Origin of the sequence: Flavobacterium oreochromis, from assembly GCF_019565455.1 — a bacterium.
Classification (GTDB): Bacteria; Bacteroidota; Bacteroidia; order Flavobacteriales; family Flavobacteriaceae; genus Flavobacterium; species Flavobacterium oreochromis.
This window is the reverse complement of record NZ_CP067377.1, coordinates 2,951,679-2,977,535: the sequence shown is the minus strand read 5'-3', so window position 1 is coordinate 2,977,535 and position 25,857 is coordinate 2,951,679. Positions and strand designations below refer to the sequence as shown.

The 25,857-nt window shown below is 28.0% G+C and carries 25 protein-coding genes, 2 tRNA genes and 3 pseudogenes; 24 read left to right on the top strand and 6 right to left on the bottom strand.

What is annotated here, in order from left to right:
* Window positions 1-342 precede the first annotated feature (342 nt).
* From recJ to JJC03_RS14170, 3 genes and pseudogenes are all read right to left on the bottom strand, one after another.
* Window positions 343-2,032 (bottom strand): annotated as a pseudogene (recJ, locus tag JJC03_RS14180) (single-stranded-DNA-specific exonuclease RecJ).
* 135 nt (window positions 2,033-2,167) lie between these two features.
* Window positions 2,168-2,499: pseudogene (locus JJC03_RS14175) on the bottom strand (HopJ type III effector protein).
* 91 nt (window positions 2,500-2,590) lie between these two features.
* Window positions 2,591-4,015 carry an L-serine ammonia-lyase gene (locus JJC03_RS14170; protein ID WP_088400773.1) on the bottom strand — a complete coding sequence of 475 codons (1,425 nt, stop codon included), beginning with the start codon at window positions 4,013-4,015 and terminating at the stop codon, window positions 2,591-2,593.
* A 122-nt stretch (window positions 4,016-4,137) separates the two neighbouring features.
* Here JJC03_RS14170 and JJC03_RS14165 point away from each other — a divergent pair, with 122 nt between their 5' ends.
* The gene (locus tag JJC03_RS14165; RefSeq protein WP_088400775.1) at window positions 4,138-6,060 is read left to right on the top strand and encodes an LTA synthase family protein; all 1,923 of its coding nucleotides are present in this window, start codon (window positions 4,138-4,140) and stop codon (window positions 6,058-6,060) included.
* Complete coding sequence (locus JJC03_RS14160) at window positions 6,060-6,725, top strand: dual specificity protein phosphatase family protein (protein ID WP_258931941.1); 666 nt, start codon at window positions 6,060-6,062, stop codon at window positions 6,723-6,725. The genes JJC03_RS14165 and JJC03_RS14160 overlap by 1 nt, the downstream gene beginning before the upstream one ends.
* Window positions 6,726-6,921: 196 nt before the next feature.
* Here JJC03_RS14160 and sucC read toward each other — a convergent pair whose 3' ends face one another.
* Entirely contained in the window at window positions 6,922-8,115 is a 1,194-nt protein-coding gene (gene sucC, locus JJC03_RS14155; RefSeq protein ID WP_088400779.1) for an ADP-forming succinate--CoA ligase subunit beta, read from the bottom strand.
* 250 nt (window positions 8,116-8,365) lie between these two features.
* Between sucC and lysA the strand changes: the two are divergent.
* Window positions 8,366-9,570: pseudogene (lysA, locus tag JJC03_RS14150) on the top strand (diaminopimelate decarboxylase).
* A gap of 175 nt (window positions 9,571-9,745) precedes the next feature.
* On the top strand, window positions 9,746-9,892 hold the full coding sequence (locus tag JJC03_RS18225) for an SsrA-binding protein (RefSeq protein ID WP_088400783.1): 147 nt from the start codon (window positions 9,746-9,748) through the stop codon (window positions 9,890-9,892).
* On the opposite strand, the gene JJC03_RS14145 is transcribed toward JJC03_RS18225, so the two are convergent.
* Window positions 9,882-10,394, bottom strand: coding sequence for an adenine phosphoribosyltransferase (locus tag JJC03_RS14145; protein WP_088400785.1), 513 nt, complete (start codon window positions 10,392-10,394; stop codon window positions 9,882-9,884). The genes JJC03_RS18225 and JJC03_RS14145 overlap by 11 nt on opposite strands.
* Window positions 10,395-10,485: 91 nt before the next feature.
* Between JJC03_RS14145 and JJC03_RS14140 the strand changes: the two genes are divergently transcribed.
* Both JJC03_RS14140 and JJC03_RS14135 read left to right on the top strand, forming a co-directional pair.
* Window positions 10,486-10,559, top strand: a tRNA-Arg gene (locus JJC03_RS14140).
* 24 nt (window positions 10,560-10,583) lie between these two features.
* Window positions 10,584-10,657 (top strand) — tRNA-Arg (locus JJC03_RS14135).
* A gap of 133 nt (window positions 10,658-10,790) precedes the next feature.
* Here JJC03_RS14135 and JJC03_RS14130 read toward each other — a convergent pair.
* Window positions 10,791-11,024 carry a helix-turn-helix domain-containing protein gene (locus JJC03_RS14130; RefSeq protein ID WP_088400787.1) on the bottom strand — a complete coding sequence of 78 codons (234 nt, stop codon included), beginning with the start codon at window positions 11,022-11,024 and terminating at the stop codon, window positions 10,791-10,793.
* 81 nt (window positions 11,025-11,105) lie between these two features.
* Here JJC03_RS14130 and JJC03_RS14125 point away from each other — a divergent pair, with 81 nt between their 5' ends.
* The 18 genes from JJC03_RS14125 (at window position 11,106) to JJC03_RS14045 (ending at window position 25,804) form a co-directional block, all read left to right on the top strand.
* A complete protein-coding gene (locus JJC03_RS14125) occupies window positions 11,106-12,035 on the top strand; it encodes an energy transducer TonB family protein (RefSeq protein WP_235873524.1) in 930 nt (309 codons plus the stop codon).
* Between the two features lie 172 nt (window positions 12,036-12,207).
* Window positions 12,208-13,080 carry a phage integrase SAM-like domain-containing protein gene (locus tag JJC03_RS14120; RefSeq protein WP_235873523.1) on the top strand — a complete coding sequence of 291 codons (873 nt, stop codon included), beginning with the start codon at window positions 12,208-12,210 and terminating at the stop codon, window positions 13,078-13,080.
* Window positions 13,056-13,376, top strand: coding sequence for a tyrosine-type recombinase/integrase (locus tag JJC03_RS19280; RefSeq protein ID WP_235874390.1), 321 nt, complete (start codon window positions 13,056-13,058; stop codon window positions 13,374-13,376). The genes JJC03_RS14120 and JJC03_RS19280 overlap by 25 nt, the downstream gene beginning before the upstream one ends.
* A 3-nt stretch (window positions 13,377-13,379) precedes the next feature.
* Window positions 13,380-13,691, top strand: a complete 312-nt coding sequence (locus JJC03_RS14110) for a hypothetical protein (protein WP_235873522.1) — start codon at window positions 13,380-13,382, stop codon at window positions 13,689-13,691.
* A 52-nt stretch (window positions 13,692-13,743) separates the two neighbouring features.
* Window positions 13,744-14,205, top strand: a complete 462-nt coding sequence (locus JJC03_RS14105; RefSeq protein WP_235873521.1) for a hypothetical protein — start codon at window positions 13,744-13,746, stop codon at window positions 14,203-14,205.
* Entirely contained in the window at window positions 14,199-15,221 is a 1,023-nt protein-coding gene (locus tag JJC03_RS14100; RefSeq protein ID WP_235873520.1) for a hypothetical protein, read from the top strand. The genes JJC03_RS14105 and JJC03_RS14100 overlap by 7 nt, the downstream gene beginning before the upstream one ends.
* Window positions 15,222-15,762: 541 nt before the next feature.
* Window positions 15,763-15,993: a DUF2188 domain-containing protein gene (locus tag JJC03_RS14095; RefSeq protein ID WP_088391280.1), complete on the top strand. Its 231-nt coding sequence runs from the start codon at window positions 15,763-15,765 to the stop codon at window positions 15,991-15,993.
* A 23-nt stretch (window positions 15,994-16,016) separates the two neighbouring features.
* Window positions 16,017-17,102 (top strand): nucleotidyltransferase-like protein, encoded by a 1,086-nt coding sequence (locus tag JJC03_RS14090; RefSeq protein ID WP_235873519.1) that lies wholly within the window; start codon window positions 16,017-16,019, stop codon window positions 17,100-17,102.
* A 1-nt stretch (window position 17,103) separates the two neighbouring features.
* On the top strand, window positions 17,104-17,421 hold the full coding sequence (locus JJC03_RS14085; protein WP_235873518.1) for a TIR domain-containing protein: 318 nt from the start codon (window positions 17,104-17,106) through the stop codon (window positions 17,419-17,421).
* Complete coding sequence (locus JJC03_RS14080; RefSeq protein ID WP_235873517.1) at window positions 17,409-18,023, top strand: STING domain-containing protein; 615 nt, start codon at window positions 17,409-17,411, stop codon at window positions 18,021-18,023. Before JJC03_RS14085 ends, JJC03_RS14080 begins: the two co-directional genes overlap by 13 nt.
* A 343-nt stretch (window positions 18,024-18,366) precedes the next feature.
* On the top strand, window positions 18,367-18,663 hold the full coding sequence (locus JJC03_RS14075; protein ID WP_235873516.1) for a helix-turn-helix transcriptional regulator: 297 nt from the start codon (window positions 18,367-18,369) through the stop codon (window positions 18,661-18,663).
* A 9-nt stretch (window positions 18,664-18,672) separates the two neighbouring features.
* A complete protein-coding gene (locus JJC03_RS18220) occupies window positions 18,673-19,218 on the top strand; it encodes a type I restriction enzyme HsdR N-terminal domain-containing protein (protein ID WP_258931938.1) in 546 nt (181 codons plus the stop codon).
* Between the two features lie 298 nt (window positions 19,219-19,516).
* On the top strand, window positions 19,517-20,974 hold the full coding sequence (locus tag JJC03_RS18215) for an HsdM family class I SAM-dependent methyltransferase (RefSeq protein ID WP_258931937.1): 1,458 nt from the start codon (window positions 19,517-19,519) through the stop codon (window positions 20,972-20,974).
* Window positions 20,964-22,295, top strand: coding sequence for a restriction endonuclease subunit S (locus JJC03_RS14065; RefSeq protein WP_235873515.1), 1,332 nt, complete (start codon window positions 20,964-20,966; stop codon window positions 22,293-22,295). The genes JJC03_RS18215 and JJC03_RS14065 overlap by 11 nt, the downstream gene beginning before the upstream one ends.
* A gap of 9 nt (window positions 22,296-22,304) precedes the next feature.
* Entirely contained in the window at window positions 22,305-23,186 is an 882-nt protein-coding gene (locus JJC03_RS14060) for a DNA replication/repair protein RecF (RefSeq protein ID WP_235873514.1), read from the top strand.
* The gene (locus tag JJC03_RS14055) at window positions 23,183-24,055 is read left to right on the top strand and encodes an OLD family protein (protein ID WP_235873513.1); all 873 of its coding nucleotides are present in this window, start codon (window positions 23,183-23,185) and stop codon (window positions 24,053-24,055) included. The genes JJC03_RS14060 and JJC03_RS14055 overlap by 4 nt, the downstream gene beginning before the upstream one ends.
* 25 nt (window positions 24,056-24,080) lie before the next feature.
* Window positions 24,081-25,427 carry a restriction endonuclease FokI C-terminal domain-containing protein gene (locus tag JJC03_RS18210; RefSeq protein WP_258931935.1) on the top strand — a complete coding sequence of 449 codons (1,347 nt, stop codon included), beginning with the start codon at window positions 24,081-24,083 and terminating at the stop codon, window positions 25,425-25,427.
* A gap of 14 nt (window positions 25,428-25,441) precedes the next feature.
* The gene (locus JJC03_RS14045) at window positions 25,442-25,804 is read left to right on the top strand and encodes a hypothetical protein (protein WP_235873512.1); all 363 of its coding nucleotides are present in this window, start codon (window positions 25,442-25,444) and stop codon (window positions 25,802-25,804) included.
* Window positions 25,805-25,857: the final 53 nt, after the last annotated feature.

The window sequence follows — 25,857 nt, the reverse complement described above, 5'->3', positions numbered from 1 at the left end:
ATTCTATTCCTCTATCAAATTATTTATTATAACTAATTTTAACTTTTTCTAAAAGATCAAATTTTCTAACATTACAAGACAATTAAATAAATTCTTTTTGATGTATCAAAAAGAAAATCGGGTTAATGAATAACCCATTTTGTGTTTCCTATCTAAATTTTTGCTCACAGAACTTATTTTCTTTTTTTCTAAACTATCTCTTTAAATAAATAACAATTTAAAACTTAATCAAAATCAAATAATTAAATTGGATAAGCCAAAAAACGTAAAATGCCAAAATCTTTTATTTATTTATTGAGTGATCTTCCTTAAAATTTATAAAATATTTAATTATGATTCTCATTATCTTAAATCACGTAATCGAAGTTGTAAAGAAACGGTACCATTCCATTCATTTTCTTCTATAGAATATACAGCATCAAATCTTCTTAAATGATTAGTAAGGGCATTTTTTTTACCAATTCCAAAACCTATTGCACTAAAGCTATCGCTCTTATTTTGTTTAACAAAAAGGCGAAGGTGCTCTTCATTTTGTCCTACTGCTTTACCATAACCTGTATCATAAATAGATCTAGACATAAAAACAGGTGTCATATTTTCAGGACCAAAAGGCTCAAATTGTTTTAAAATACGCATTAACTTAGGCGTTATATCAGCTAACTGAATTTCAGCGTCTATACTAATTTCTCGAGTTAATAAATCTGGATGAATGGATTCTTTAACAGTCTTTTCAAAAGCTGTTTTAAAAGCCTTATAATTTTCTTCTTTCAGAGTCATACCTGCAGCATACATATGTCCACCAAACTGCTCAAGGTGATCAGAACAAGCTTCTAAAGCATTATAAATATCAAAATCTTTTACAGATCGTGCTGAAGCAGCTAACTTGTCTCCACTTTTAGTAAAAACTATGGTTGGTCGATAATAATTTTCTACTAAGCGAGATGCCACAATACCTATTACTCCTTTATGCCAATTTTCATTATAAACTACAGTAGAAAAACGATCTATTTCTTGATTTTTAAGTATCTGATCAAGTGCTTCTTCTGTTATTTGTTTATCTAAATCTTTCCTATTAGAATTAAAAATTTCTATATCTGCTGCACATTGAGAAGCTTGTAACAAATCAAATTCTGTTAACAATGCCACAGCATAATTTCCGTGCTTAATCCTTCCAGCTGCATTTATTCTCGGAGCAATAATAAATACTACATCTGAAATGGTTAATTCTTTTTTCTTTAAATTTAAAATCAAAGCTTGTATTCCTGGTCTAGGAGAACTATTAATTACCTCAAGACCAAACTTAGCTAAAACTCTATTTTCTCCTGTTATGGGTACTATATCTGCCCCAATAGCAGTAGCTACTAAATCTAAATACGGTACTAAATCTTCTATTGTTTGCCCCCCGATTAGAAGCTAATGCTTGTATTAATTTAAATCCAACACCACAACCACATAACTCTTTATAAGGATAAAAACAATCTTCTCTTTTAGGATCTAAAACAGCTATTGCATCAGGTAAATTAGATCCTGGTCTGTGGTGATCACAGATAATGAAATCAATTCCTTTTTGACTAGCATATGAGACATGATCAATAGATTTAATACCACAATCTAAAGCAATAATTAAACTAAAATCATTATCCTCTGCAAAATCTATCCCTTGGTAAGACACACCATATCCTTCTGTATAACGATCTGGAATATAAGTAGCCACGTAGGGATAAAAACTTTTTAAATAAGAAGAAACTAAGGAAACGGCAGTTGTACCATCTACATCATAATCACCAAAAACTAAAATATTTTCATTTCTGAGTATTGCCTTTTCTATTCGTTCTACAGCCTTATCCATATCCTTCATGAGATAAGGATCATGTAAGTCAGACAAAGAAGGTCTAAAAAACTTCTTAGCCTGATCAAATGTTTCTATTCCTCGTTGTATTAAAAGTGTCGCTACTATAGAATTTACTTGTAGGGCTTCTTGTAAGGCTTGTATTTTTTCTTGATTTGGCTTAGATTGTAGAGTCCAACGCATAAAATTATACTTATGATGTTATATCAAAACTAGATTTGTTTATGTTTTAAATAAAAAGGACATTATAGTAATTAGGTATAGGCATTTATTATGTTTAAAATTCTATACTAGAAAAATTACTATGCTCTTTTACTCTTAAATTAATTGAAGAGGATCTTTTTCAAATTTAATTTCATCCCATCCAAATTCCATAAAATTTCGAATATTTTGATGATCAATAGCATCTGGTGTGTCTAATACATCTTGATAAAACTTACCAAAAAGTTGTAGTGTTTGTTCTTTATCTAGTTGATGTAAAAGAGCGAAAAAAATATTTTGCAAGAACCATTATTTTGACCTTCTTCATTTAACTGGTTCCCATTTTTGAAAGCTGTTGGAGTAAACACATAATTAGCATCAATATGCGCAATTACTTCTTCAAAAGTAACATTTTCTTGTTTTATTATTTTTTGAATTAAAAGATCCATTAGTATATATTTTTTTAGAAAGTCAAAGATAAAAAAAAGAGACTAACCTTATGATGAGTCTCTTTTACTATTTAATAAGTTAGATAAATTTTTAGCAATCTGCCATATTTACAGCTATAGCTAATCCTCCTTCGGAAGTTTCTTTGTATTTATTATTCATATCTTTAGCGGTTTCCCACATAGTATTTACTACTTTATCTAAAGGTACTTTTGCATTTTTAGGATCTGTTTCTAGTGCTAATTCTGCTGCATTTATTGCTTTAATAGCCCCCATTGTATTACGCTCAATACAAGGAATTTGAACAAGACCTCCAATAGGATCACAAGTAAGTCCTAAATGATGTTCCATTGCTATTTCAGCAGCCATTAAAACCTGCTCTGGCGTTCCTCCCATTACTTCACACAGAGCACCAGCAGCCATAGCTGAAGAAACTCCAATTTCAGCTTGACATCCACCCATAGCGGCTGAAATTGTAGCCCCCTTTTTAAAAATAGAGCCTATTTCACCTGCTACCATCAAAAATTGTTTAATTTGATCTTCATTCGCTTGGTGGTTTTCTATTACCATATAATACATTAACACAGCGGGTATTACTCCTGAGCTGCCATTTGTAGGTGCTGTAACTACGCGTCCTAAAGAAGCATTTACTTCATTAACTGCTAAAGCAAAACAAGAAACCCATTTAAGTATTTGTCTAAATTTCACCTCTGTTTTACGTATCGTTTCTAACCATTCTTGTGGTGAATTATAGTGTGCTACACCAATCAAATTTTGGTGCATATCAAAAGCTCTTCTTCTTACATTCAATCCTCCTGGTAAGATACCTTCTGTATGACAACCAATATACATACATTCTAACATCGTATTCCAAACTCTTAATAATTCAGAGTGAATTTGATCTTCAGAACGAATTGATTTTTCATTATCATACACTATTTCAGAAATTTTCCGATTTTGTTCCTGACAATAATTTAATAATTCCGTTGCATAATTAATGGGGTATGGAAAAGATTTTTTTACTTCTTCCTTTTCTTTAGCGGATTCTCTTTCCTCTTTTACTACGAATCCTCCTCCTATAGAATAAAAGGTTGATTCATATTTTATATCCTCATAAAAAGCCGTAAAAGTCAATCCATTAGCATGAAAAGCTAAAAAGTTTTTATTAAAAATGATATCTGTTTGAGGATTAAATTTTACAACAAGTTCATTTGCTAATTTTAATTCATTAGAATTATTAATATGATGAATTATACCTTCAATATCTTGAACTGGAATATATTCAGGATCTTGCCCACTAAGACCTAACATTACTGCTAAATCCGTTGCATGTCCTACTCCTGTTAATGAAAGAGATCCATATAAATCAACTTGTATCTTACTTATTTTATTAAGAATGTTTGCTTCTCTAATCTCATTTAAAAATCGTTCAGCTGCACGCCAAGGTCCTAAAGTGTGTGAACTTGAAGGTCCAACTCCTATCTTTAACATATCAAATACTGAAATACACTCTTCCATAATTTTTAAATTTAGCACACAAAGATAAGGTTCCTATCGCTTACAAAAAAGCGTTAATTTTTTAAAAAATATAAATAGAGATATGATTTTATCAACTACTTTTGTCCTAAAATACTACTACAATGATCAAACACATTAGAACTCAAGAATATAAAGCCTTAGCATACAGAATATTACTTGTATATGCTTTTTACTCCTTAGTTCGAATTCTTTTTACACTTTTTAATCTAAAATTTTTAAAAATAGATTCCTTAAGTCAATTCTTAAAATTAGCATTCCACGGATTAACTTTTGATACGACAGCCATAATTTATGTTAACTCACTATTTATCCTACTATCCGTTTTACCTCTTTGGATTAATACACGTAAAGGCTATCAAAAATTATTATTTTACGTATATTTTACAACTAATTTTATTGCATATGCCACTAACTTTGTTGACTTCATCTATTATAAGTACATCTATTCAAGAACAACTATTGCTATTTTAGACATTGCTAAACACGAATCTAATAAAGGTAATATGTTTTTCAGATTCATTGTAAGCTATTGGTATGTGTATCTATTATTCTTTATTATTGCTCTTATTTGGATTAAATTATACAAACTAGTTAAAGTTCAAGAAAAAAATATCCAACATAACTGGAAATACTTTTTAACTTCAAAAGTTGCACTTATTCTTATTCTTATTTTATCAATAGGTGGTATTCGAGGTGATTTCAAAAAAAGTACGCGTCCTATTAATCTTATAGATGCTAATCAATATGCTACCAAACCACAGCATGCAGATATCATCTTAAACACACCATTTGCATTAATCCGTACCTTTCGGACTACTACTTTCCAAAAAGTTAATTACACAGTTAGTAATACTATTTTAAAAAATAAAATACAACCTATAAAACAATATCATAATTACAATTCTAGTAAACCTAATATTGTTTTATTTATAACCGAAAGTTTTGGTCGTGAATATTGGGGATGTATGAATAAAAATACTACTATCCCAGGATTTAAAACATACACTCCTTTTTTAGATGAATTAGCAAAAAACAGTTTAATCTTTACTAATGCCTATGCTAATGGAAGTAAATCTATTCACGGAATGTCATCCGTAATTGCTGGTATTCCTTCTTTCAGAGATGCCTTTACTTCTTCTCCATACCCTAATCAAAAAATACAATCATTAGTTTCTTGTCTAAAGGAATTAGGCTATGACACTTCTTTCTTTCATGGAGCCCCTAATGGCTCTATGGGATTTATGGGATTTGGAAATATTTTAGGTTTTGATCATTACTATGGAAAAACTGAATTTAATGATGACACTCAACATGATGGAGTATGGGGAATTTGGGATGAGCCTTTTATGCAGTTTATGAAAAAAACATTAGATCAAAAGAAAACACCTTTTTTCAGCACCATATTTACTGTTTCCTCACACGAACCTTATATTATTCCTAAAAAATATGAAGGCAAATTTCCTAAAGGAACAATCCCTATTCATCAATGCGTTGGATATACTGACTATGCCTTTAAACGCTTCTTTGAAGAAGCAAAAAAGCAACCTTGGTTTAAAAATACTATATTTATCATAACCGCAGACCATACAAATCTAACTGCTTATCCTGAATATGATAAAATTGTAAATAGACAAGCTGTTCCTATCCTTATTTACAAACCTGATAGCAGTCTAAAAGGTGAAAATACTGATTTTGCACAACAAATAGATATTTACCCTACTATATTAGATATGATTGGGTATTCAAAACCTTTTAGAAGTTGGGGAAGATCTTTAGTTAGCAAAACAAACATTGTTCCTTTCACAATAAATTTTAATGGTAATAGCTATCAATTACAAAGAGGAAATTATATTTGTACTTTTGATGGAAATCAAAACATAAATTTTTATGATAAAAATGATAAAGCTCTTGAAAAAAGAATTACTACTAAGCCTAATCAAGAAATGTTAGAAACGGCTGAAATTTGTAAAGCTTTAATTAAAGATTACTTTGATAGAATTATAGACAAAAAATTAGCGCAATAATGAAAAAGAAAATAGCACTATTTATAACAATATTAGGAAGTATTATAGGTGGAAAATATGTATACGATATGCACCTAAATCACAACTTTGAAACTATTACAGAAGGAAAAGTATACAAAAGTGGTGTAATACCACCTGATGAAATAGATGATTATGTAAAAAAATATAAAATAAAATCAATTGTTGACTTACGATTTCCTGGAACTGAAGATTTAGAAAACAACCCTGAAGTCCCTTCTGAATTAACAGCTGAAAAGCAAGCTATTTCTAAAATTCCTGGAGTAAATTATTACAACAATGGTTCCGATCAAGTTCCTACAAAAGAAAATCTACAAATATTTTATAAAATCATGGATAATCCTAAAAATTATCCTGTGCTAATTCATTGTTATCATGGAGTAGGTAGAGCAGAATTATATTCAGCTCTTTATAGGATAGAATACGAAAATTGGGATAAAGATAAAGCCCGTACCTCTACTCGAATGTTAACTAAATATTCCTCTTTTGATTTAGGGAAACCAAAGGGTGATTTCCTTCATAGTTACAAAAAAGAGATACAAATATTACAAATAAAAAGTAATTTTCCTCTTCAATATAATTTAACTCGAGCTAAACTCGAGTTTTTTTATCTACATTACGAAATAATTTTAGAAATAAATATATAGATCTATCTATTAAAAATATAACTTCTTTATTTTATTAACCTATCGAAAATACAAAATGTTATTATTTAAGTCCTCTATTTATTAAAAAACATTATGATACAAATTGTTTAAAATACCTAAACATTTTGACACAAAAAAGGGTATCCAAAAATATCGGATACCCTTTTTCTGTATTTTAAAATAAAAATCTAAAAAATTAAGATAAAGCTACTTTTACTTGATCTGCTGCTTCTTGGAATTGAACTGCTGATAAAATTGGCATACCTGAATTATCAATTAATTCTTTTGCAATTTCAGCATTAGTTCCTTGTAAACGCACGATAATAGGAACATTAATAGCATCACCCATATTTTTATAAGCATCAACTACACCTTGTGCAACACGGTCACAACGAACAATACCTCCAAAGATGTTAATCAAGATAGCTTTTACATTTGGATCTTTTAAAATAATACGGAAAGCTGTTTCTACACGCTTAGCATCTGCTGTACCTCCTACATCTAAGAAGTTTGCTGGCTCATAACCTGCATACTTAATTAAATCCATAGTAGCCATAGCTAAACCTGCACCGTTTACCATACAACCTACAGTACCATCTAAATCAACATAATTTAATCCTGCTTCTTTAGCTTCTACTTCAATCGGACGCTCTTCAGTAATATCACGCATTTCAGCTAAATCTGCATGGCGGTATAATGCGTTGTCATCTAAAGACACTTTTGCATCTACAGCCATAATTTTATTATCAGACGTTTTTAAAACAGGATTGATTTCAAACATAGATGAATCAGAACCTACGTATGCTTTATATAAAGCATCCACAAATTTTACCATTTCTTTAAAAGCCTCGCCTGATAAACCTAAGTTAAAAGCAATTTTTCTTGCTTGAAAACCTTGTAAACCTACAGCTGGATCTATTTCTTCAGTAAAGATTTTATCTGGTGTATGTTCAGCCACTTCTTCAATATCCATACCTCCTTCAGTAGAATACATAATCATGTTACGACCTGTTGCTCTGTTTAATAATACAGACATGTAAAACTCTTTTGTTTCACTTTCACCTGGATAGTAAACATCTTCTGCCACTAAAACTTTATGAACTCTTTTTCCAGTTGGAGGTGTTTGAGGAGTTATCAAGTCCATCCCTATGATTTGACTTGCTAATTCTTTTACTTGATCTAAGTTTTTAGCCAACTTAACACCACCACCTTTACCACGACCACCAGCATGGATCTGTGCCTTAATCACATGCCATCCTGTACCTGTTTCATCTGTAAGTTGTTTTGCCTTAGCAACCGCTTCCTCAGCATTGTTTGCTACATAACCACGCTGAACACGTACTCCGTAGCTTGCTAATATCTGTTTCCCTTGATATTCGTGTAAATTCATAATATTTCTTTTGACTTTTATAAAGTGGCACAAAAATAATAATTTTCAAAAGAAAAATATAATTCAAATCAACTTTTATTTACAGTTATTAAATATTAAGCCTCTTTAATTTTAGAATCTTAAAACGAATATTTTTTTAGAATCGCAATATAAAAATGTTATAAAAAAAAACATTTTGTTGTTATTTTATTTTAATTCTTCATTTTTTTCTTCAAAAAGAGAACTTTTTACTTTTACCAAAATTTTAAAAATGGAAGAATTTAATTTATTACAAATCGAACAATTATACGGTGCACCTGTATACGTTTATCATGCAGAAAAAATTGAAAATCAATACAACCGATTAAACAATGCCTTTTCTAAAGTTCAAAAACTTCAAATAAATTATGCTGTTAAAGCTTTATCAAACCTTTCTATTTTAAAACTATTTAATAAACTAAATTCAGGATTAGATACTGTTTCTTTACAAGAGGCACAGCTTGGTTTATTAGCTGGATTTACTCGGAAAAAATAATTTTCACACCTAATGGTGTTTCATTACAAGAAATAGAAACCGCAGCTGAGTTAGGAGTTCAAATTAATATTGATAATTTATCCATTTTAGAACAATTTGGCAGTAAACACCCAAATATACCAGTATGTATACGGATAAATCCACACATAATGGCAGGAGGTAATGCAAATATATCTGTAGGACATATTGATAGTAAATTTGGAATATCTATACATCAGTTACCTCACATACTTAGAATTGTAAAAAATACAGGTATGCATATCAATGGGCTACACATGCACACTGGTTCTGACATTTTAGACATAGAAGTTTTTCTAGAAGCAACTGAAATATTATTTGAAACTGCAAAAAATTTTACTGAATTAGACTTTATAGACTTCGGAAGTGGTTTTAAAGTTTCTTACAAAAAAGGTGATATCGAAACAGATATTGAAGAATTAGGCAAAAAACTAAGTAGAAGATTTAATAATTTTGAAAAAGAATACGGAAGAGAACTAACCCTAATGTTTGAACCAGGAAAATTCTTAGTTAGCGAAGCAGGAACCTTCTTAGCAAAAGTAAACGTTGTTAAACAAACTACCTCAACTGTATTTGCTGGGATTGACTCTGGATTCAACCACTTAATACGTCCGATGTTTTACGGATCCGAACATCAAATTGTAAATATTTCTAATCCAAAAGGTAAAGAACGATTTTATACCGTTGTAGGATATATATGCGAAACGGATACTTTTGCAACTAATAAAAAAATATCAGAAATTAAAGAAGGAGATATTTTAGCTTTTAAAAATGCAGGTGCTTACGGATTTACGATGGCTTCTAATTACAATTCACGCTTTAAACCTGCCGAAGTACTATGGAAAGATCAAAAAGCGCATCTAATACGTCAACACGAAACTTTAGATGACTTGACAAAAAATCAAATTTTAATTGATTTTTAAAACAATTCTTCTTTAATTAAAGTAACTTAAATGATTAAATATCTTCGACTATTTTTTACAAATTAATCGAAGATATTTTTTAGGCCAATACATTCTATGTGATATGAATAGGTAAAATGACTTCAATATAAAACCGAGAGATAAACAATAATTTAGTATTTTTGCCCAAAAAAGCATGTACACAATTTTAGCAAAAATCAATAAAATCATCCTACCTAGCTTTAGCAAACAACAATTAGATCTTGCGAAAGCGAAAAAATGGCAATTAGCAATACTAGCTTACCGATACTATGTTACAACTAGAGCTCTCTCTAGTAAGTAACAGCAGAAAATATTGACTTCCCTTCTAGCTTATTACGTCCATTCAAAAAAGTTAATTCCATAAGAAAATTACACTGAACAACTTCTCCTCCTAACCTTTCTACTAATTCACATACTGCTTTTGCTGTACCTCCTGTTGCTAATACATCATCATGAACTAAAACCCTCTCTCCTTTTTCAATAGCATCAATGTGCATTTCCAATACATCTTCTCCATATTCCAGTTCATAACTAGCAGAAATGGTTTTATAAGGTAATTTATTTTTCTTTCTCACAGGAATAAAACCAACATTTAACTCCTGAGCTAACATCATCCCAAAGAAAAAACCTCTAGACTCTACTCCTATTACCTTGTCTATTTTAATATTTTTTAACTCTGACAAGAGCTTTTCTAAGACTTCTTGCCTCGCTAAGGGGTTTAATAGCAGAGGTGTTATATCTTTAAACAAAATTCCTTCCTTCGGAAAGTCCTGAATATCACGGAAATACTGATTTAAACTCATTTTTTTATAAATTTTATTTTGCAAGATAAAGAAAAGTTTCTATATTTGCACCCGCAATCAGGAAGTTAATATACGAACTGATTGATTTAATGGCCTCGTGGCGCAACTGAATAGCGCATCTGATTACGGCTCAGAAGGTTACAGGTTTGAATCCTGTCGAGGTCACAAAATAAAATAAAAACTCATAATGGCCTCGTGGCGCAACTGAATAGCGCATCTGATTACGGCTCAGAAGGTTACAGGTTTGAATCCTGTCGAGGTCACGAATTTTAAGAGTAAAAATCTCTTAACCCAAATTAAAACCCGCTATTTGCGGGTTTTTTGTTGGACATTAATGGACTTTAAAGGACAATATTGGACAACTTTATTCCCCTAATTATTCCCCTCTGTAAAATTTCATAAATCTTTGAAGAATTCAGCCAAAGAAATTTGGTGTATTTCTAATACCTTAATTAAGGTCTTTAATGTAATATTCTGACCTGATTCTATTCTCCAATATTGAACTCTATTTAGTTCGTTTTCAAAGGCAAATGTTTCATAACTCGTATAACCCCTTGATAATCTGAGTTCTTTAAGCTTTTGAGATATTTCCTTGATTTTTAAATCTATATTTCTGTCTAAATTTTCCATAGAGTGGAAAATTGGAAATAATGTCGCTTAAAATTTACCGCATATATTATACAAATTGTTATCTTAGCTGAAATTTTTAGTATGGATAGAATATTTTTTTCAGCATTATTTGTAATACTATTTGTAAATAATATAATTGGACAAAAGGTTAGTAATAAAGTTGGCGATTCAATTTATGGGGATTTTAATGGAGATAAAAAATTTGAATATGCTTTTAGAAAACTTATAAAAAAAAGGGGTGGAAATCCTGTAGAAAATGGAAGCCCAAGCGAATATGAAATTAAGTTTAGTGATAAAAGTATAAAGCCTATTAATGTAGGTTGTTGTTGGTTTAAATTAATAAACGAGGGCGACCTAGATAATAATGATTCTGATGAAATTTCTATAATACAATCTCCCATGAATGGTTGTATTGGATATATTAAAACATATTCTATAAAAGACGATAAAAAGACTGATTTAATTAACTCATTCAGCATGTTCATTTGTGCTAAATTAACCGACGATGAACTACAAAAATTAATTGTACTTGAAAATAATATTGTTTACTACCACGAAGCTGACCCGAATGATGAAAATTTATTAAATGACAACGGGGATAAAATTATTTTTGAGCGATTAAAAAAGATAAAAGCTTTTGAAAATAAACCTAAAGTCAAAAAGACTAATGATGTTTTAAATAGATTAAAATCTAATAAAGATAATACTAGTTCAGAGAATGGAACTGGTAAAGGAATAGAAGAAATTTCTTTAGCTAAAAGAAAAATAATCCTAAAACCTAATCCTGAATATAATTGTAATGAGCAAGGTAAAATAGTTGTAGAGATTACTGTTGATAAAGATGGAAATGTGATTAAAGCCTATGTTGGTGCTAAAGGAAGTACTAATTTTTCAAAATGTCTATTAGAAGCATCTAAAGAAGCTGCTTTAAAAACTAAATATGAACCACTAAAAAATGAAAATATAAATCAAATAGGTTACTTAACTTATAATTTTTCTTTTAGAGATTAAAACCTCCTTAACTTCTTTAAAATAAGCGACTTTGACTAGGTCGCTTTTTTATTACCCAAAATCAAAGTGTTAACGATATGTTAAATATGTGAAATCGCCAAAAAAAAATTGATTTCCGAGTATTAAGTAAAGAAAACAGTTTGAATTATTAATTATTAAATTTTAAATACCAATGAAAAATTCGTTTTCGGTTAAAGCTATTTTAAGAAAAGAGCAACCAAGAAAAGATGAAACTGGAAGATGTCCTATTAACTTTCAGATTATTTATCGTGGTGGAAAAACTAAAACACCATCGGGAAAATTAATTCACCCTAGTTTATGGGACGAAAAGAAAAAATGCCCAAAAGATTTATTATTAAAAAATGTTCTTATGAAAGAAGAAAGTAGAATTTACAAGATTCTTTTAGAAATGGAAAATAATGATGAAGTATTTACAAAGGAAACTATCTTGAAGAAAATTAAAGGAGAAGATAAAGTCAAAATCAATAACGACTTTTATTTTCATTTTGATGAAATTCTTAAAAATAAGTTTGCTATTGAAGATATAGCTATTGGTACCCAAAGACATTATAAACAATTAAGAGATAGGTTAAAATTGTTTAGACCAAAACTTACCTTAGATGAAATTGATACAAGTTTTTTTGATGATTTTATCTACTTCTTAAAAGTGGATTTAGAATCAGGCAATTCTGGAACTAATAACTATGCAAAGTATTTTAAAACCATTTTGAAGAAATTAGTTTTAGATAAAAAAATAAAGGAAAACCCGAGTATAAACTTTAAAAAATTATATGAAGAACCACGAATAAATTTTTTAAATCCTGAAGAATTGCAAAGATTAAGAAATGCTGATTTAAAATTAGGAAATTTAACTAAAGGATTAGAATACACAAGAGATTTGTTTTTGTTTAGTTGCTATACAGGATTGAGAGATTGCGATATTAAATCTTTAAAGAAAAAAGATATTATTGATAAAAAGGAAATAATAAAAAGGCAAATTAAAACTAAAAAGAAGTTTCGATTCCCTACAATGATTATTGGATAGAAATATTAAAAAAGTATGATTTTGATAAAAAGAAAGACAATGAGTTAGTATTTGAATTAAAGAGTAATGCAGTATTAAATAGACATTTAAAAATAATTGGAAAAATTGCTAAAATTAAGAATAAAATTAATTTCCATGACGGACGTCATACGTATGGTTCAATACTAGCCTTAAGAGGAATGCCGATTAATTATATCTCTAGTGCTATGGGGCATCGAAGTATAAAAACAACTCAAATTTATATGAATACTGATAAAGATACTTTAAGCAAATTAATGAAAAACGTAAAATTTTAATCTATGGAAACTAAAATACAAATAAATCAAAAATTAATAAAAAGAAAAATTCTTGAATTGGCTAAAACAAAGAAAGAACTGAGTATTGAAAAAGGTAAAAATATGGCTGAAATAGTTAAGGTAATGAAACCAAAATTACCAACCGATATTTTGGATCTAGATGATATAAAAGAGCAATATGGATATTCTAAAAAAACTATTTATAGATACCGATGTAAAGGTTTAAAATATTCTAAATGCTCAGAAAAAGGGTATGTTCATATTGTTAGAAAAGATTTAGAAGATTATTTAAAAAAAGACATGTATGGTGTGTAAAAAAGTCAATTAAAAATAAACTGAAATAGTATTAACTAAAAAAAATAAAAACATGATAAAATATAATATATCCTTTTATTCTAAAAATTATTATCCAAGTGAAAAAATAAAATGGATAAGAGATAACTCATCTGATACTAAAAATTTGATAATTTTCAAGGCTTGTTTGTACAATAGTATTAAGAAGAAAAAATTATATCCATTAACGCTATGGACTATATATAATGAAATTGATAATTCTTGTGTTTTATTAATTGGGGGAGGTAAACTAAAATTTTGGTTCCATCAAGAATATGTAAAAGATGAATTAACAATAGATGAGTATGTAGAGTGTGCAAAATTATTACATACTGAACTTGATTTTAATTTTAACTACAGAGAAGAAAGGTTCAGCGTTGCAAAAAATGTACTTCTATTTCATAAAAATAATGAGTATCGATATTATTTCAATGACTTTTATCTAAGTGATAAAAAGTTAGATGAATTTGAAAAAATGATATATAGAATATGGTAGATAAAATTAAATTAATGGCTGAAAATTTTAATCCCGACTTCATTAAGAAAAATTTTAGATGGAAAGAGATTGAAATTGACGAAGATGAGTTTACAGAACTCGACTTTGAATTAAATAGATATTTACAGACTAATATAACTAAAAAATCAAGGATGTTTAGTTTAAGAATGCTATTGACCGAAAATTTAAAAACTGGTACTTATTCTTTATCAATAAACGGAAGTATTAGAAAATGGTATTTTAACAAAAACTCTCGAAAAGACCTAAACTATTACGAATTTATTGATTGTATAGAAATATTGGGTTGTAAACTTGGTTTAAAAAAAGGTGAAATCTGGAGAATGTTTAAAGTTACCCAATTGGAAATTGGAATTACATTATTATTAAAATCGTTTACCAATGACATACTAGATTGTTTTGTAAAATATCGAAATGCAAAAAGAGATGATAATAATGTAACCAGTATCTACTTTAGATTTACTAATTACGATTCGGTAATTTATGATAAATATCTTGAAATTTTAGGTAAAAAAGAATTGACTGATTTGGATAAAAATATTATCAGTAAATATCTATTGTTAAGATTTGAAATAGATATTAATAAAGTAAGTATTCCAACTTTTAAAATGAAATATCACGAATTAAGTTCATTGAAATCCAATTGGAATGAATTACCTAACGAACTTAATAAATATCTAAATGCGATTAAATTTATCGATACTATTTCAAAGAAAGAATTTATCAATGAAAATAATAAACCGAAAATGTCTAAAATTGATTTTATAAATTGGAGTCTTTACTCCTACATGAAAATTACTGGAATACATAAGACAATAATGGACTTTAATGAAAAGGTTTTGCCAAATAATAAATCTAAACATTTTAATGATTTAATGAATATATACAAATCGTATATTATCAGCGAAAAGGATTATAAGGCTATTATTTTATATGAATTAAAGAAGAAAACAGATAGGTTGTATAATAAGGGTAATATTCGATATATAAATACCTAATATAAATATAACAAGGTATATAATAAATAAAATACCCTTTTAGAGCCAAATTAAATTGATAAATAAGCCAAAGCGGAGATAAGTTAACAAGGTCATTTACTTTCTCCGCTTTATTTGTATTTAATTTAATAAATGAATGATTTTTTAGGCACTTCTTATAGTTTAAAATATAAATACTCTTAGTTATTAAAAATCTTTACTTAAACTGCCGTAATTGATTTTTTTATGACAAAAAGTACATATTGTTTAAAAAAAACTTGTCATAAATTAAAACTATTAAAATATTGATAAAAGATATGACAAGTTGTCATTTTTATCTTGTTGGCACTATACTTGTTAAAATTTTACTAATAAAAAAGTCCTAACCTCTGACCGATAGGACTTTTGAAAATATATTCAATGGACGGTTTTAAAAGAAAAGGTGAAGCCGTCCTTTTATTTGTGGGTGCGAAAATACTACTTTTTTTTACTTCTACAAACTTTATCGTCCTTTCTCGGAAATGTAGCACCGATTGCTACTTAATTTTAATTCTATTAACCGATGGAAAATTTTCATTTAGTCCATGAAGATGGCGTGTACAAACTAAAAAGAGAGAATGCTGAAAGAGCTTCTAAAGTAATTGATTCTAATAAGCAAGATGCTATTAGCCAATCAAAAGATTTTATTGTTAAACAAGGTGGGGGTTCTTTGAAAATCCATAAAAATGATGGTGGATTTCAAGAAGAAAGGACTTATCCTAAATCTAATGACCCAAGAAAAAGTAAAGGATAGTAAAACCAATTAAAGTAGTATTTATGCAAAAAAATTACGCTGATTTAGTACAAAGAGTAAAAAGTAGAAGTAATCCCGATTCAATTAGAGAAACTGAATTATTTAGTAAATCATTTAATGAAGATTTTAGAGGGTTAGGAATACCCTATTCAGAAGTTTTTGAATATGTAAAAAGAGCCATGCAAGGAGTTGAATCAGAATATACTGAAAGGACGATTGAGGCTGGAAATAAAATAAAAGAACATCTTAAAAGGAATAATTCAAGTTTGGACTATAAATTCCAAGGTTCTGTTATGTGTAATACACATATAAAAGGTCATAGTGATATTGATTTAGTACAAATAACAAATTCTTTCTACTCTCATGAACCGATTGTAAAATTTAACGAAAAATTTACGAGTTCATCTTATTTAACCCTTAGTCAAAAACAAAACTTATTAAGTGTTATTAATGGTACTCCATATAAAGACGATGTAAGGGATAACTTGAGAAAAATAAGACTTGAAGCTGAAACTGTTTTAACTTCAACTTATAAATATGTTGATATTACAAAATCTAAATCTATTGAAGTAAATCCGACAAATCCTGATAGACTTGTAGATGTTGTAACTGCATCTTGGTATAAAAATGTAGATTCTGTATTAGACAATGATGTTGATAAAAACGGTATTCAGATATATGATAAAGAAAAAAATTTAAGACTTCCAGTTGATTTTCCTTTCCTTAAAATTCAATTATTGAATGGAAAAGATAAATCTGTAAATGGTCGCTTAAAAAAAATGATTCGTTTTTTGAAAACTATCAAAGCTGATTCTGAATATAATTTGAAAGAAATATCAAGCTTCGATATTAGTTCAATTTGTTATAATATACCTACTTGGAAATATTCTGACAAGCCTTATTATGAATTAGTAATTGTCCTTTACTCTGAATTAAAGAAAATTATTGAAGATGAGAATTATAGAAATTCAATAAGGTCTATTGATAATACAGAGTATATTTTTAAAGATAAAAATGAAAAGTTACGTTTGTTGAGATTAATTTTTAACGAATTACTCCCAATTTATCAAGATTTATCACCTCAAACTTCATTCACTAAATTTTTGTAAAATGAAAAAAAAGCTATTCATAGGCAGTTCATCAGAAGAAATTGAAACTGCTAAAACTGTACAAAAACTTTTAGAAAATGATTTTGATGTGGTTATTTGGAATGAAAATTTATGGGATAAATCTGTATTTAAACTAAATAATAATTTTTTACATGATTTATTAAAAGCTCCTTTAAAATTTGACTTTGGAATTTTAATTGGTTCTCCTGATGATAAAGTGGAAGTACGAGGAAAAGAATATTTACAAGCCAGAGATAATATTTTATTTGAGCTTGGTTTATTCATTGGTAGATTAGGATTAAAACGATGTTCTTTTTAGTACACGAAAATGTAAAAGAGTTGAGTGATTTAAGTGGAATTTTTATTTCTAAATTTAATGATAAAAATTTAGTTCATAAAGTAGATGAAATAAAACGAGCTTTCTTATCCGTTGAATTAGATACTTTTAATTTTTTCCCATCTAATACTTTGGCTTATGGTTATTTTGAAAATTTTATCAAAGCAATTTGTGCTAAAATTATTGAGGATGGAAAATTAAAAGTGAAAGACGTTGAATATGAGCGTTGTAAATTTGAAATATTAGTACCAAAAAAAATTGATGAAAATATTAATCTTCAATTTGAAAGAATTAAAAGAGAGGTCGGAGTTGAACAGGTACAAATTGAGTGTATGGGAAGACCTAGACCATTCCAAGTTAATAGTAAATTGTTAGAATCAGGTGAATTATTAATTGTTGATTTTCCTTCAACACTAACAGGGATAAATTATGCTATAAAAGAATTATTACCTGACGAATATAGAATTTTTGGGGAAGAGTATGAGAATATCCTAAATAGAGAATTGGAAAAATTTGTATTTACATTAAATGGTTTAATAAAGAAAAATTCATTCCAAGATTTTATAGAGATTGTTAGAGTTTAATTTTATCATTTCGTAATTATTTTAAATCAAAGGATAGATTAATTTGTGCTGATTTTGGTCTTTTTATTTGATTTTATGGTTTATTAAAGTAAAAAAACCAATTCTATACTTTGAAGAAATAAAAATTGGTTTAAATGATTAAAAGAGTTATTTGTTATATGACAAAACAAATCGTTTTTTTTAAATTCATAAATATAAAATTACTTTTAGTTCAGCCCCATTTGGTTAAACACCTTTTGGGGCTTTTCATTTTAAGCTTTTATTGAATTATACTAAACGTCCTACTTCATGTCTTGTTTTAATGGAATTGTTTAACGATATTTGACAAGTCAATTTTTGTACTATGTCAAATCAGTTTGGAAATAAAGTAAAAGAACTTCGTGTAAAAAATAATTTATTTCAGAAGCATTTAGCTAATGCTCTAAATATTGATACTCCCTTGTATAGTAAAATTGAAAGAGGAGAACGAAAGGCTAAAAAAGAATATATTCCCATTCTTGCTAAAATCTTAAAAACTAGTATTGATGATTTAACGACTGTTTGGTTAGCCGATCAGGTACTTGATGTTTTAAAAGATGAAAAATTAGCTAATAAAGCACTTAAAGAAGTGTCTAACAATATAAAACAATTAAAAAAATAAATTCTTTTCATGGAAATTGAAATTAAAGATAATAAAATAAAAGCTCCATTAAAAGGAGATAATGTTTGGTTAGAAGCAACACCAGAAGAAATTATTCGCCAAAAATTTATTCAATATCTAATTGATGAATTGGGTTATAATTATAACCAAATGGCTCAAGAATTAAAAGTAACAAATTCCCAACGAGGTACTGGAAGAGCTAGTGCTGATATTGTAATTTGGAAAACTGCCGAAGCTAAAGATAATAACGAATTAGCTTCAATTGTTGTTGAGTGTAAATCTGATAATGTAACTATTCAACCAGCCGATTACTATCAAGGTTTAAATTATGCAACTTGGGTAAGTGCTGATTTTTTTATTACTCATAATAGTAAAGAAACGAGATGCTTTCAAGTTCATAAAGAAAAAATACCGAAAAATTTAGGTACGGAACTTTCAAGAATACCATCTGCCGAAGAATTGTTAGATGATAAAAAAGAGAGAAACTATTTCAAGATGAAAAGGTATTTGAAAAAGATGAATTTGCTAAACTATTACATCAATGTCATAATGTAATCCGTAATAATGATAAGCTTTCACCCGAAGCTGCATTTGATGAAATTAGTAAAATTCTATTTACCAAAATTGTTTTTGAACGTGAGAATAGAAATATAAATAATCAGGATAGTATTTTTTCTAAAAAAGAATTTGAACGTTTAGAGAACGAATATAATCTCCATACAAGACCTTATTTAGATGGTGTAGATAAGAATACGGATTTCATGCAGATTATTTTCCGTAGAACTAAAAAAATTATGAAAAAGATGCTCTTTTTAGTGATAATGATAACATCAGAATTAGAAAAGAAAGCTTTTTGTCTATTGTAGAAAAATTACAAGTTTATAATCTTTCCAAAACTTCTGATGATGTAAAAGGTATTGCTTTTGAGAAATTTTTAGGAACAACCTTTAGAGGAGAATTAGGTCAGTTTTTTACACCTCGTACCATTGTAGAGTTTATGACCGAAGTTATAGACCCACAAGAGGGAGAGCGAATTTGTGACCCATGTAGTGGTTCAGGTGGTTTTTTAATAAATGCTTTTGAATATGTCCGTGAAAACATAAAAAAAGATATTGAGTTACAAAAAGAAAAGATTAAAGAACAATTCTTTGATGAAAAATATCTTAAAGCAAGTGATAAAGAAAAAGAAAAGGTTGAAGCTAAAGTTGATAAAATTTTCAAGCAACTCAACGAAGAATTAAATCTTGACAACGATAAAAGTAGATTATATCATTTATCTCATAAATGTATTTTTGGTACTGATGCTAATCCTAGAATGGCGAGAGTTTCTAAAATGAATATGATTATGCACGGTGATGGTCATGGAGGAGTTCATCACAATGATGGTTTACTTGATGTAAATGGAATATTTGAAGAACGATTTGATGTTATTTTAACTAATCCACCTTTTGGAGCTAGAGTTGATAAAGAGTTGAAAATTACCGAAGAAGACAGCTTAAAAAGTAAACCTCATTATCAAGATTGGTTAGCTATGTATCCTAACTATGAAAAAATTATCAATGCAAGAGAAAAGGATATTAAAGATAAGAAAAAAATTGTAGATAAATATGATGTTGGTAAAATAAGTACACTAACAGAAATTATGTTTATGGAGCGTTGTATTAGATTACTTCGCAAAGGTGGACGATTAGCAGTTGTTCTACCTGAGGGGGTTTTAAATACTTCTAACCTACAAAAAGCGAGAGATTATTTTGAAGGCAGAGCTAAATTGGTTTTGATTACTTCTATACCGCAAGATGTATTTATTGCTAGTGGTGCAACAGTAACAACTAGTTTAGTTTTCTTAAAAAGATTTACAGATGAAGAAGAAAAATTATGGAAGAAAATAAATCTTAATGCAAATGCAGAAGTAAATGATAAATATAAAAATGAAGTTGCTTCCATAAAGGAGAAATTAGGTTTTCGTGGAAAAGAATCTCTTAATTCAGAAGTGAAAAAGGCACTTAAAAATCAATTAAAAGAAATTGAATACCTAATAGAAAATGAGATTAAAGCATTAGTTAAAGAACGGTTTAATTATTCCGTACCATTAGCGGAAATTACAAAAGCTGGTATTGATAGTAAAGGTGCTAAAATTGATAATGAATTACCAAATCTTAGAGATGAGTTTACCCAATATAGAAGACAAGTTCAGTTGTGGGAAACTAGAAAAGCATTCAATTTTGAATATAAAATTATCAATGATAGAATCATAAGAATCCGAAAAGACGAGAATGGTAACAGTATAGAAGAAGTTTTTTATGATGAATAATATCAATAAATATAAATATTTGAATTTTTTCGATTTTCATTCTTTAATAACTTGGGATGTAAAAAAAAATATATTTGAAAGTAAACTTGAATTTGAAAATTCTGTAAAATTATCGGAAATATTAAAAATCCATAGAAAACCAGTAAGCCGTAAAGAGGTAGAAAAAAATCAGTATCAAATTATTTCAAAAATTGATTTTGGAGGTAATTTATTTTTGAGAGAGTTTGATGAAATAAAGAACTACAAAGGAAATTTATTTGAAGTCCCGAAAAATTCAATTATTTATTCAAAAATAAATGTTAGACACGGTTGCATATATTACAATGATTTAAAACCTTTTGTTGTAAGTAATGAATATCCTTGCTTTATATTTAATGACAATATAATTAATGCTGATTTTTTAATACTATTACTAAGAAGTAGTTATTTCAAAAAACAACTTGATTCTTTAAAAGTTGGGGTAGGTAAAGCTAGAGTAAAGATTGAAGAATTTTTAAGTGTAACAATTCCTCTTCCTAGTATAGAAGAACAAAAAAAATTAGTTGAGGACTACCAAAACAAGAAACAAATTGCCGAGCATTTAGAAAATGAAGCTAAAAATTTAAAAAATGAATTAGATTACCAGTTAGGTATTTCTAATATTAAAATTGAATCTAATGTTGGTAAATTAAATTTTGTTGATTTTAAGTTAATTGAGAAATGGGGATTAGACCAAATTTTTAAATCTCACACAAAATATAACGGTAAATTCAAAACCGTAAAAGTTATTGAAATTTGTAGCGTTAGTAGTGGCGGAACTCCATCTCGAAATAACAAAAGTTATTATAATGGTAATATTCCTTGGATAAAAACAGGAGAGGTATTGGATGACGTTATTTTTGATACAGAAGAGAAAATTACATCGGAAGCAATTAAAAATAGTAGTGCAAAATTATACCCTAAAGGAAGTCTAATAATCGCAATGTATGGTCAGGGAAAAACAAGAGGACGAACAGCAAAACTAGGCATAGATGCGACAACAAATCAAGCTTGTGCGGTATTATTTAATATAAACAATGAAATTGTAATTACAGACTACCTTTGGATTTACCTTATGAATGAGTATGAAAGAATGAGAGAACTTGCAACTGGTAATAATCAACCAAACTTGAATGCGGATATGATTAAAAATTATCCTGTTGTAATTCCTCCGATGGACATTCAATTAAAAATTATTGAAGAATACAACATCATTAAAAATAAGCAAAACCAAAATTTACAAAATGCGGAAGCTTTGAGAAAAGAAGCTATTATTAATTTTGAAAACGCTATTTTCAATTAAAAAGGTTATATGAAATTATTAAGGCTATCAGTAAATGGATATAAAAATTTAGGGGCAAACACAGTTTTTAATTTTGAAAATTGTAGTAATTACGTTGCTTTAATAGGTTTAAATGGTTCTGGTAAAAGTAATATACTAGAAGCTATTAGTAAGATTATCCATAGTTATTATTACAAGCAACCAATTCCTAATATTGCTACTGTTGGAGGTTTTGAATTTTTATTAGAATATGAAAAAGATGGTAATATAATTCGATTACAAAACAACCAAATTTTTGTAAATAATAGACTAAGACAAAAAAGCACAAAACAATATTTACCAAGTCAAGTTATTGCGTGTTATAGTGGTGAAGAATTACGACTTTGGGAAGATATTTTTTCTAAACCATATTTACAATATTTCAATAAAATAAAACTGAACTATTTAGATCAGAGATTACGATTTATTTATATCAACAAATATTCTTGGGAAAGTGCGCTTTTGACTTTATTATGTCATGAACAAAGTATTGATTACATAAAAAATTTATTGGGAATAAACGATTTACAAGATATTGATATATCGTTTGATTTTTTTGATGATTATGATACTCGCAAAGAAAAATACTCAATTAGTAATACTAGTGAATTAACTATTCCACAGTTTACTGATAGGATCAAAAATGAACAAGAATTAGATGCTAATTTAAAATTAAAAGTATCACAAATTTCAAGTATCGACCTTGGAAATCTACAAAACGAAAATCATAATAATGAATGGTGTAGAAAATTATTTGATTTCTTGTTTTTAGCAACAATGCCAAAAAATAAGAAAATTATAAAAAGAATAAATATTGAGTTCAATAACAAAGATGTTCGCAAATTAAGTGAGGGAGAAAAAAATTATTATTGATAAAATGTATTTCTTCTGTTTTAGCTGATAATAATTCTATCGTATTATATGACGAACCTGATGTTTCACTTCATATCAGTAGAAAAATAGAAATAAAAAATCTTATTGAAAATAAAAATCATTTTACAGTTTTAACTACTCATTCACCTAAACTAATAAAAGAATTAGAAGAAGAAAATGTTTTCATTGTAAATAACAATAATGCCAGTGTAGAAGTTATCGATACTGATACAATAAGAAATATTGAACATATTACCGATAATGAATTTTCTTTTATTGATGCAACATTAGCGATTGGCTCAAAAAAGCCTTTACTACTTGTAGAAGGCAAAGGAGATGTAGATTATATTAATAAGGCAATTGATATTTTAGGCGAAAGAAACAATTTAGATATTGATATATTACATTTTGGAGGTGCAGCTAATGCAAAAAGTTTTCTTGATGAATTATTAAAAAGTATTCCGCAAAATAAAGAAATTATAATTCTATTTGATAGAGATGATGCGGGGAAAGATGGAATGAAATCTTGTATAAGATTCTCACGTGGAAAAGCCAATGAAAATACTTATAGAAAGAATAATTGTTTTTATTTAATGTTGCCTAAAACAGTAACACATAATGGAGATGATTTTTTAATTGAAGATTATTTTCCTAATAATAAAAAAACTGATATTGCTAGTAATTTAATTACATCAGCAAATGGAGCATTTAATAATTTCCCTAAAGATTTAAAACAAAAAATTAAAGATGAGTTGAGCAGGTCGATTAATTCATACATCGTTCAAGACCTTGAAGGATTTCAAACATTATTAGATAAACTTAAAAGTATAATTAGTAAACAAGAAATTTTTCATAATGAAGAAAATTAAAATTTGGCTTTAAAATAATAAAAGAATGATAATTAAAGATAAAATACAACAAATACAAACTATTTGGGATGATTATATAAAAACTAATCGTACTGTTATTGATACAAAGGGTAATGAGTTAGTTAATATTGATGATGCAAGACGTTTAGCTATTATAGAACTTAAAAAATTTATTGAAGATTTTCAAAATGGAAATTCTAATATTTATGAGTTTAAAACTAATGTAGATAGCTATAATAAAAGAAATAATCTTTGGGGGTTTACAGCTACAAAAGGGCAAATGTTTTTTAATCAGTTAGTAAAAAATAACGAATCGAATATTGAAAGTTTGACAACTCTTTTGAAAGAATGTATATCTATTCCAAAAACTTTAGAAAATGCATTGTCTAAAATAGAAGTATTAGAAAAACATTGTTCTTTAATTTACAATAAAGCGAAAGATAAAAGAAAAGTCCCAAATCCAGGCTCTGTATCTTATTTTCTATCCTATTTTTGGCAAATACAAGATGAAAGTAAATATCCAATTCTTTATACTTCTTTGATTAATGCTTATACAGAATTGGGGCTTTGGAAAGAAAACGAAAATCAAGTTGAAGCATACAGATATTTTTATGCTTTAAATGAGGAAATAAAAGATGTTCTAAAGACTTATACAGGTAAAGAAAAATCGAATTGGGATGCCGAACACGCTTTTTGGAATTTTAAAGGAAACCCAAATAAACCTATTTCTACATCAACTAAAAAGGAAAACAAACCTATTATGGAGGTAGAGATAGAAAAAGAAAAAATAATCGCTATAAATGCTTCTTTTGAGTTGTCAGATTATTTAATACCTAAAGTGGCAAAACTAGTTGAATTAGGAAGTGAAACTGATAAATCAGCATCTTCAAAAGGAAGTGCCTACGAAAAGTTGGTTGCTGAAATATTTAAACAATTAGATTTTGAAGTAGAAACTTTAGGACAAGGAAGCGGTAGAAATCCTGATGCAATATTAAGACATAGAGAAGAAAATACGGCTTTTCTTGTAGATGCTAAAGCCTATTCTAATGGCTACAGTTTAGGAATTGATGATAGAGCTATAAAAGAATACATAAACCATTATTGTCCAAAACTACAAAAAGAGGGTTATAAAAAAATTGGATTTATAATAGTTAGTAATTCGTTCAAATCTAACTTTGATAGTTTTATTAATGAAATTACTTGGAACACAGATATTAAAAGATTTATTCTATTATCATCAGAAGCCTTATTATATTTATTAGCTTTCAAAACAAAAGATAGAATTCCACCAGCTACAATAATTGAAACTTTAGTAAGTCTTGGAAATCCAATAGAAGCTAAAAATATAATTGAAGAATTTGATGATGTATAATTAAAATAAAATTTATGTATCAAGTTTATGATGATATGTCAGAAGCCGAATTATTGGTTTGTGATTATTTAAAACAAATGCGTGTATTTTGGATTTATGAGCAACCAGTATTCTTATCTGATAATGCAAATAGACCTAGAATTTTTGCACCTGATTTTTATTTACCTGAATTAGGTATTTATATCGAAGTTATGGGAAATCCTCATTTACCAGATTACGAAAGAAGAAGTTTAATTTATCAAAAAAATAATATCCCTATTATTTTTATAGCTCCTTTTCACGATAGAAATTGGCAAATGAAAATTTTTGATTTTATAGAAAATGTCCATCAAGAGAGATATGAAAAAGTAAAAAGAATCCGTGCCAATATTTTTTAATTAAATAAAGTAAAGCAAAAAATTAGTTTTAATGAGTTTTCCCCTAATTATTC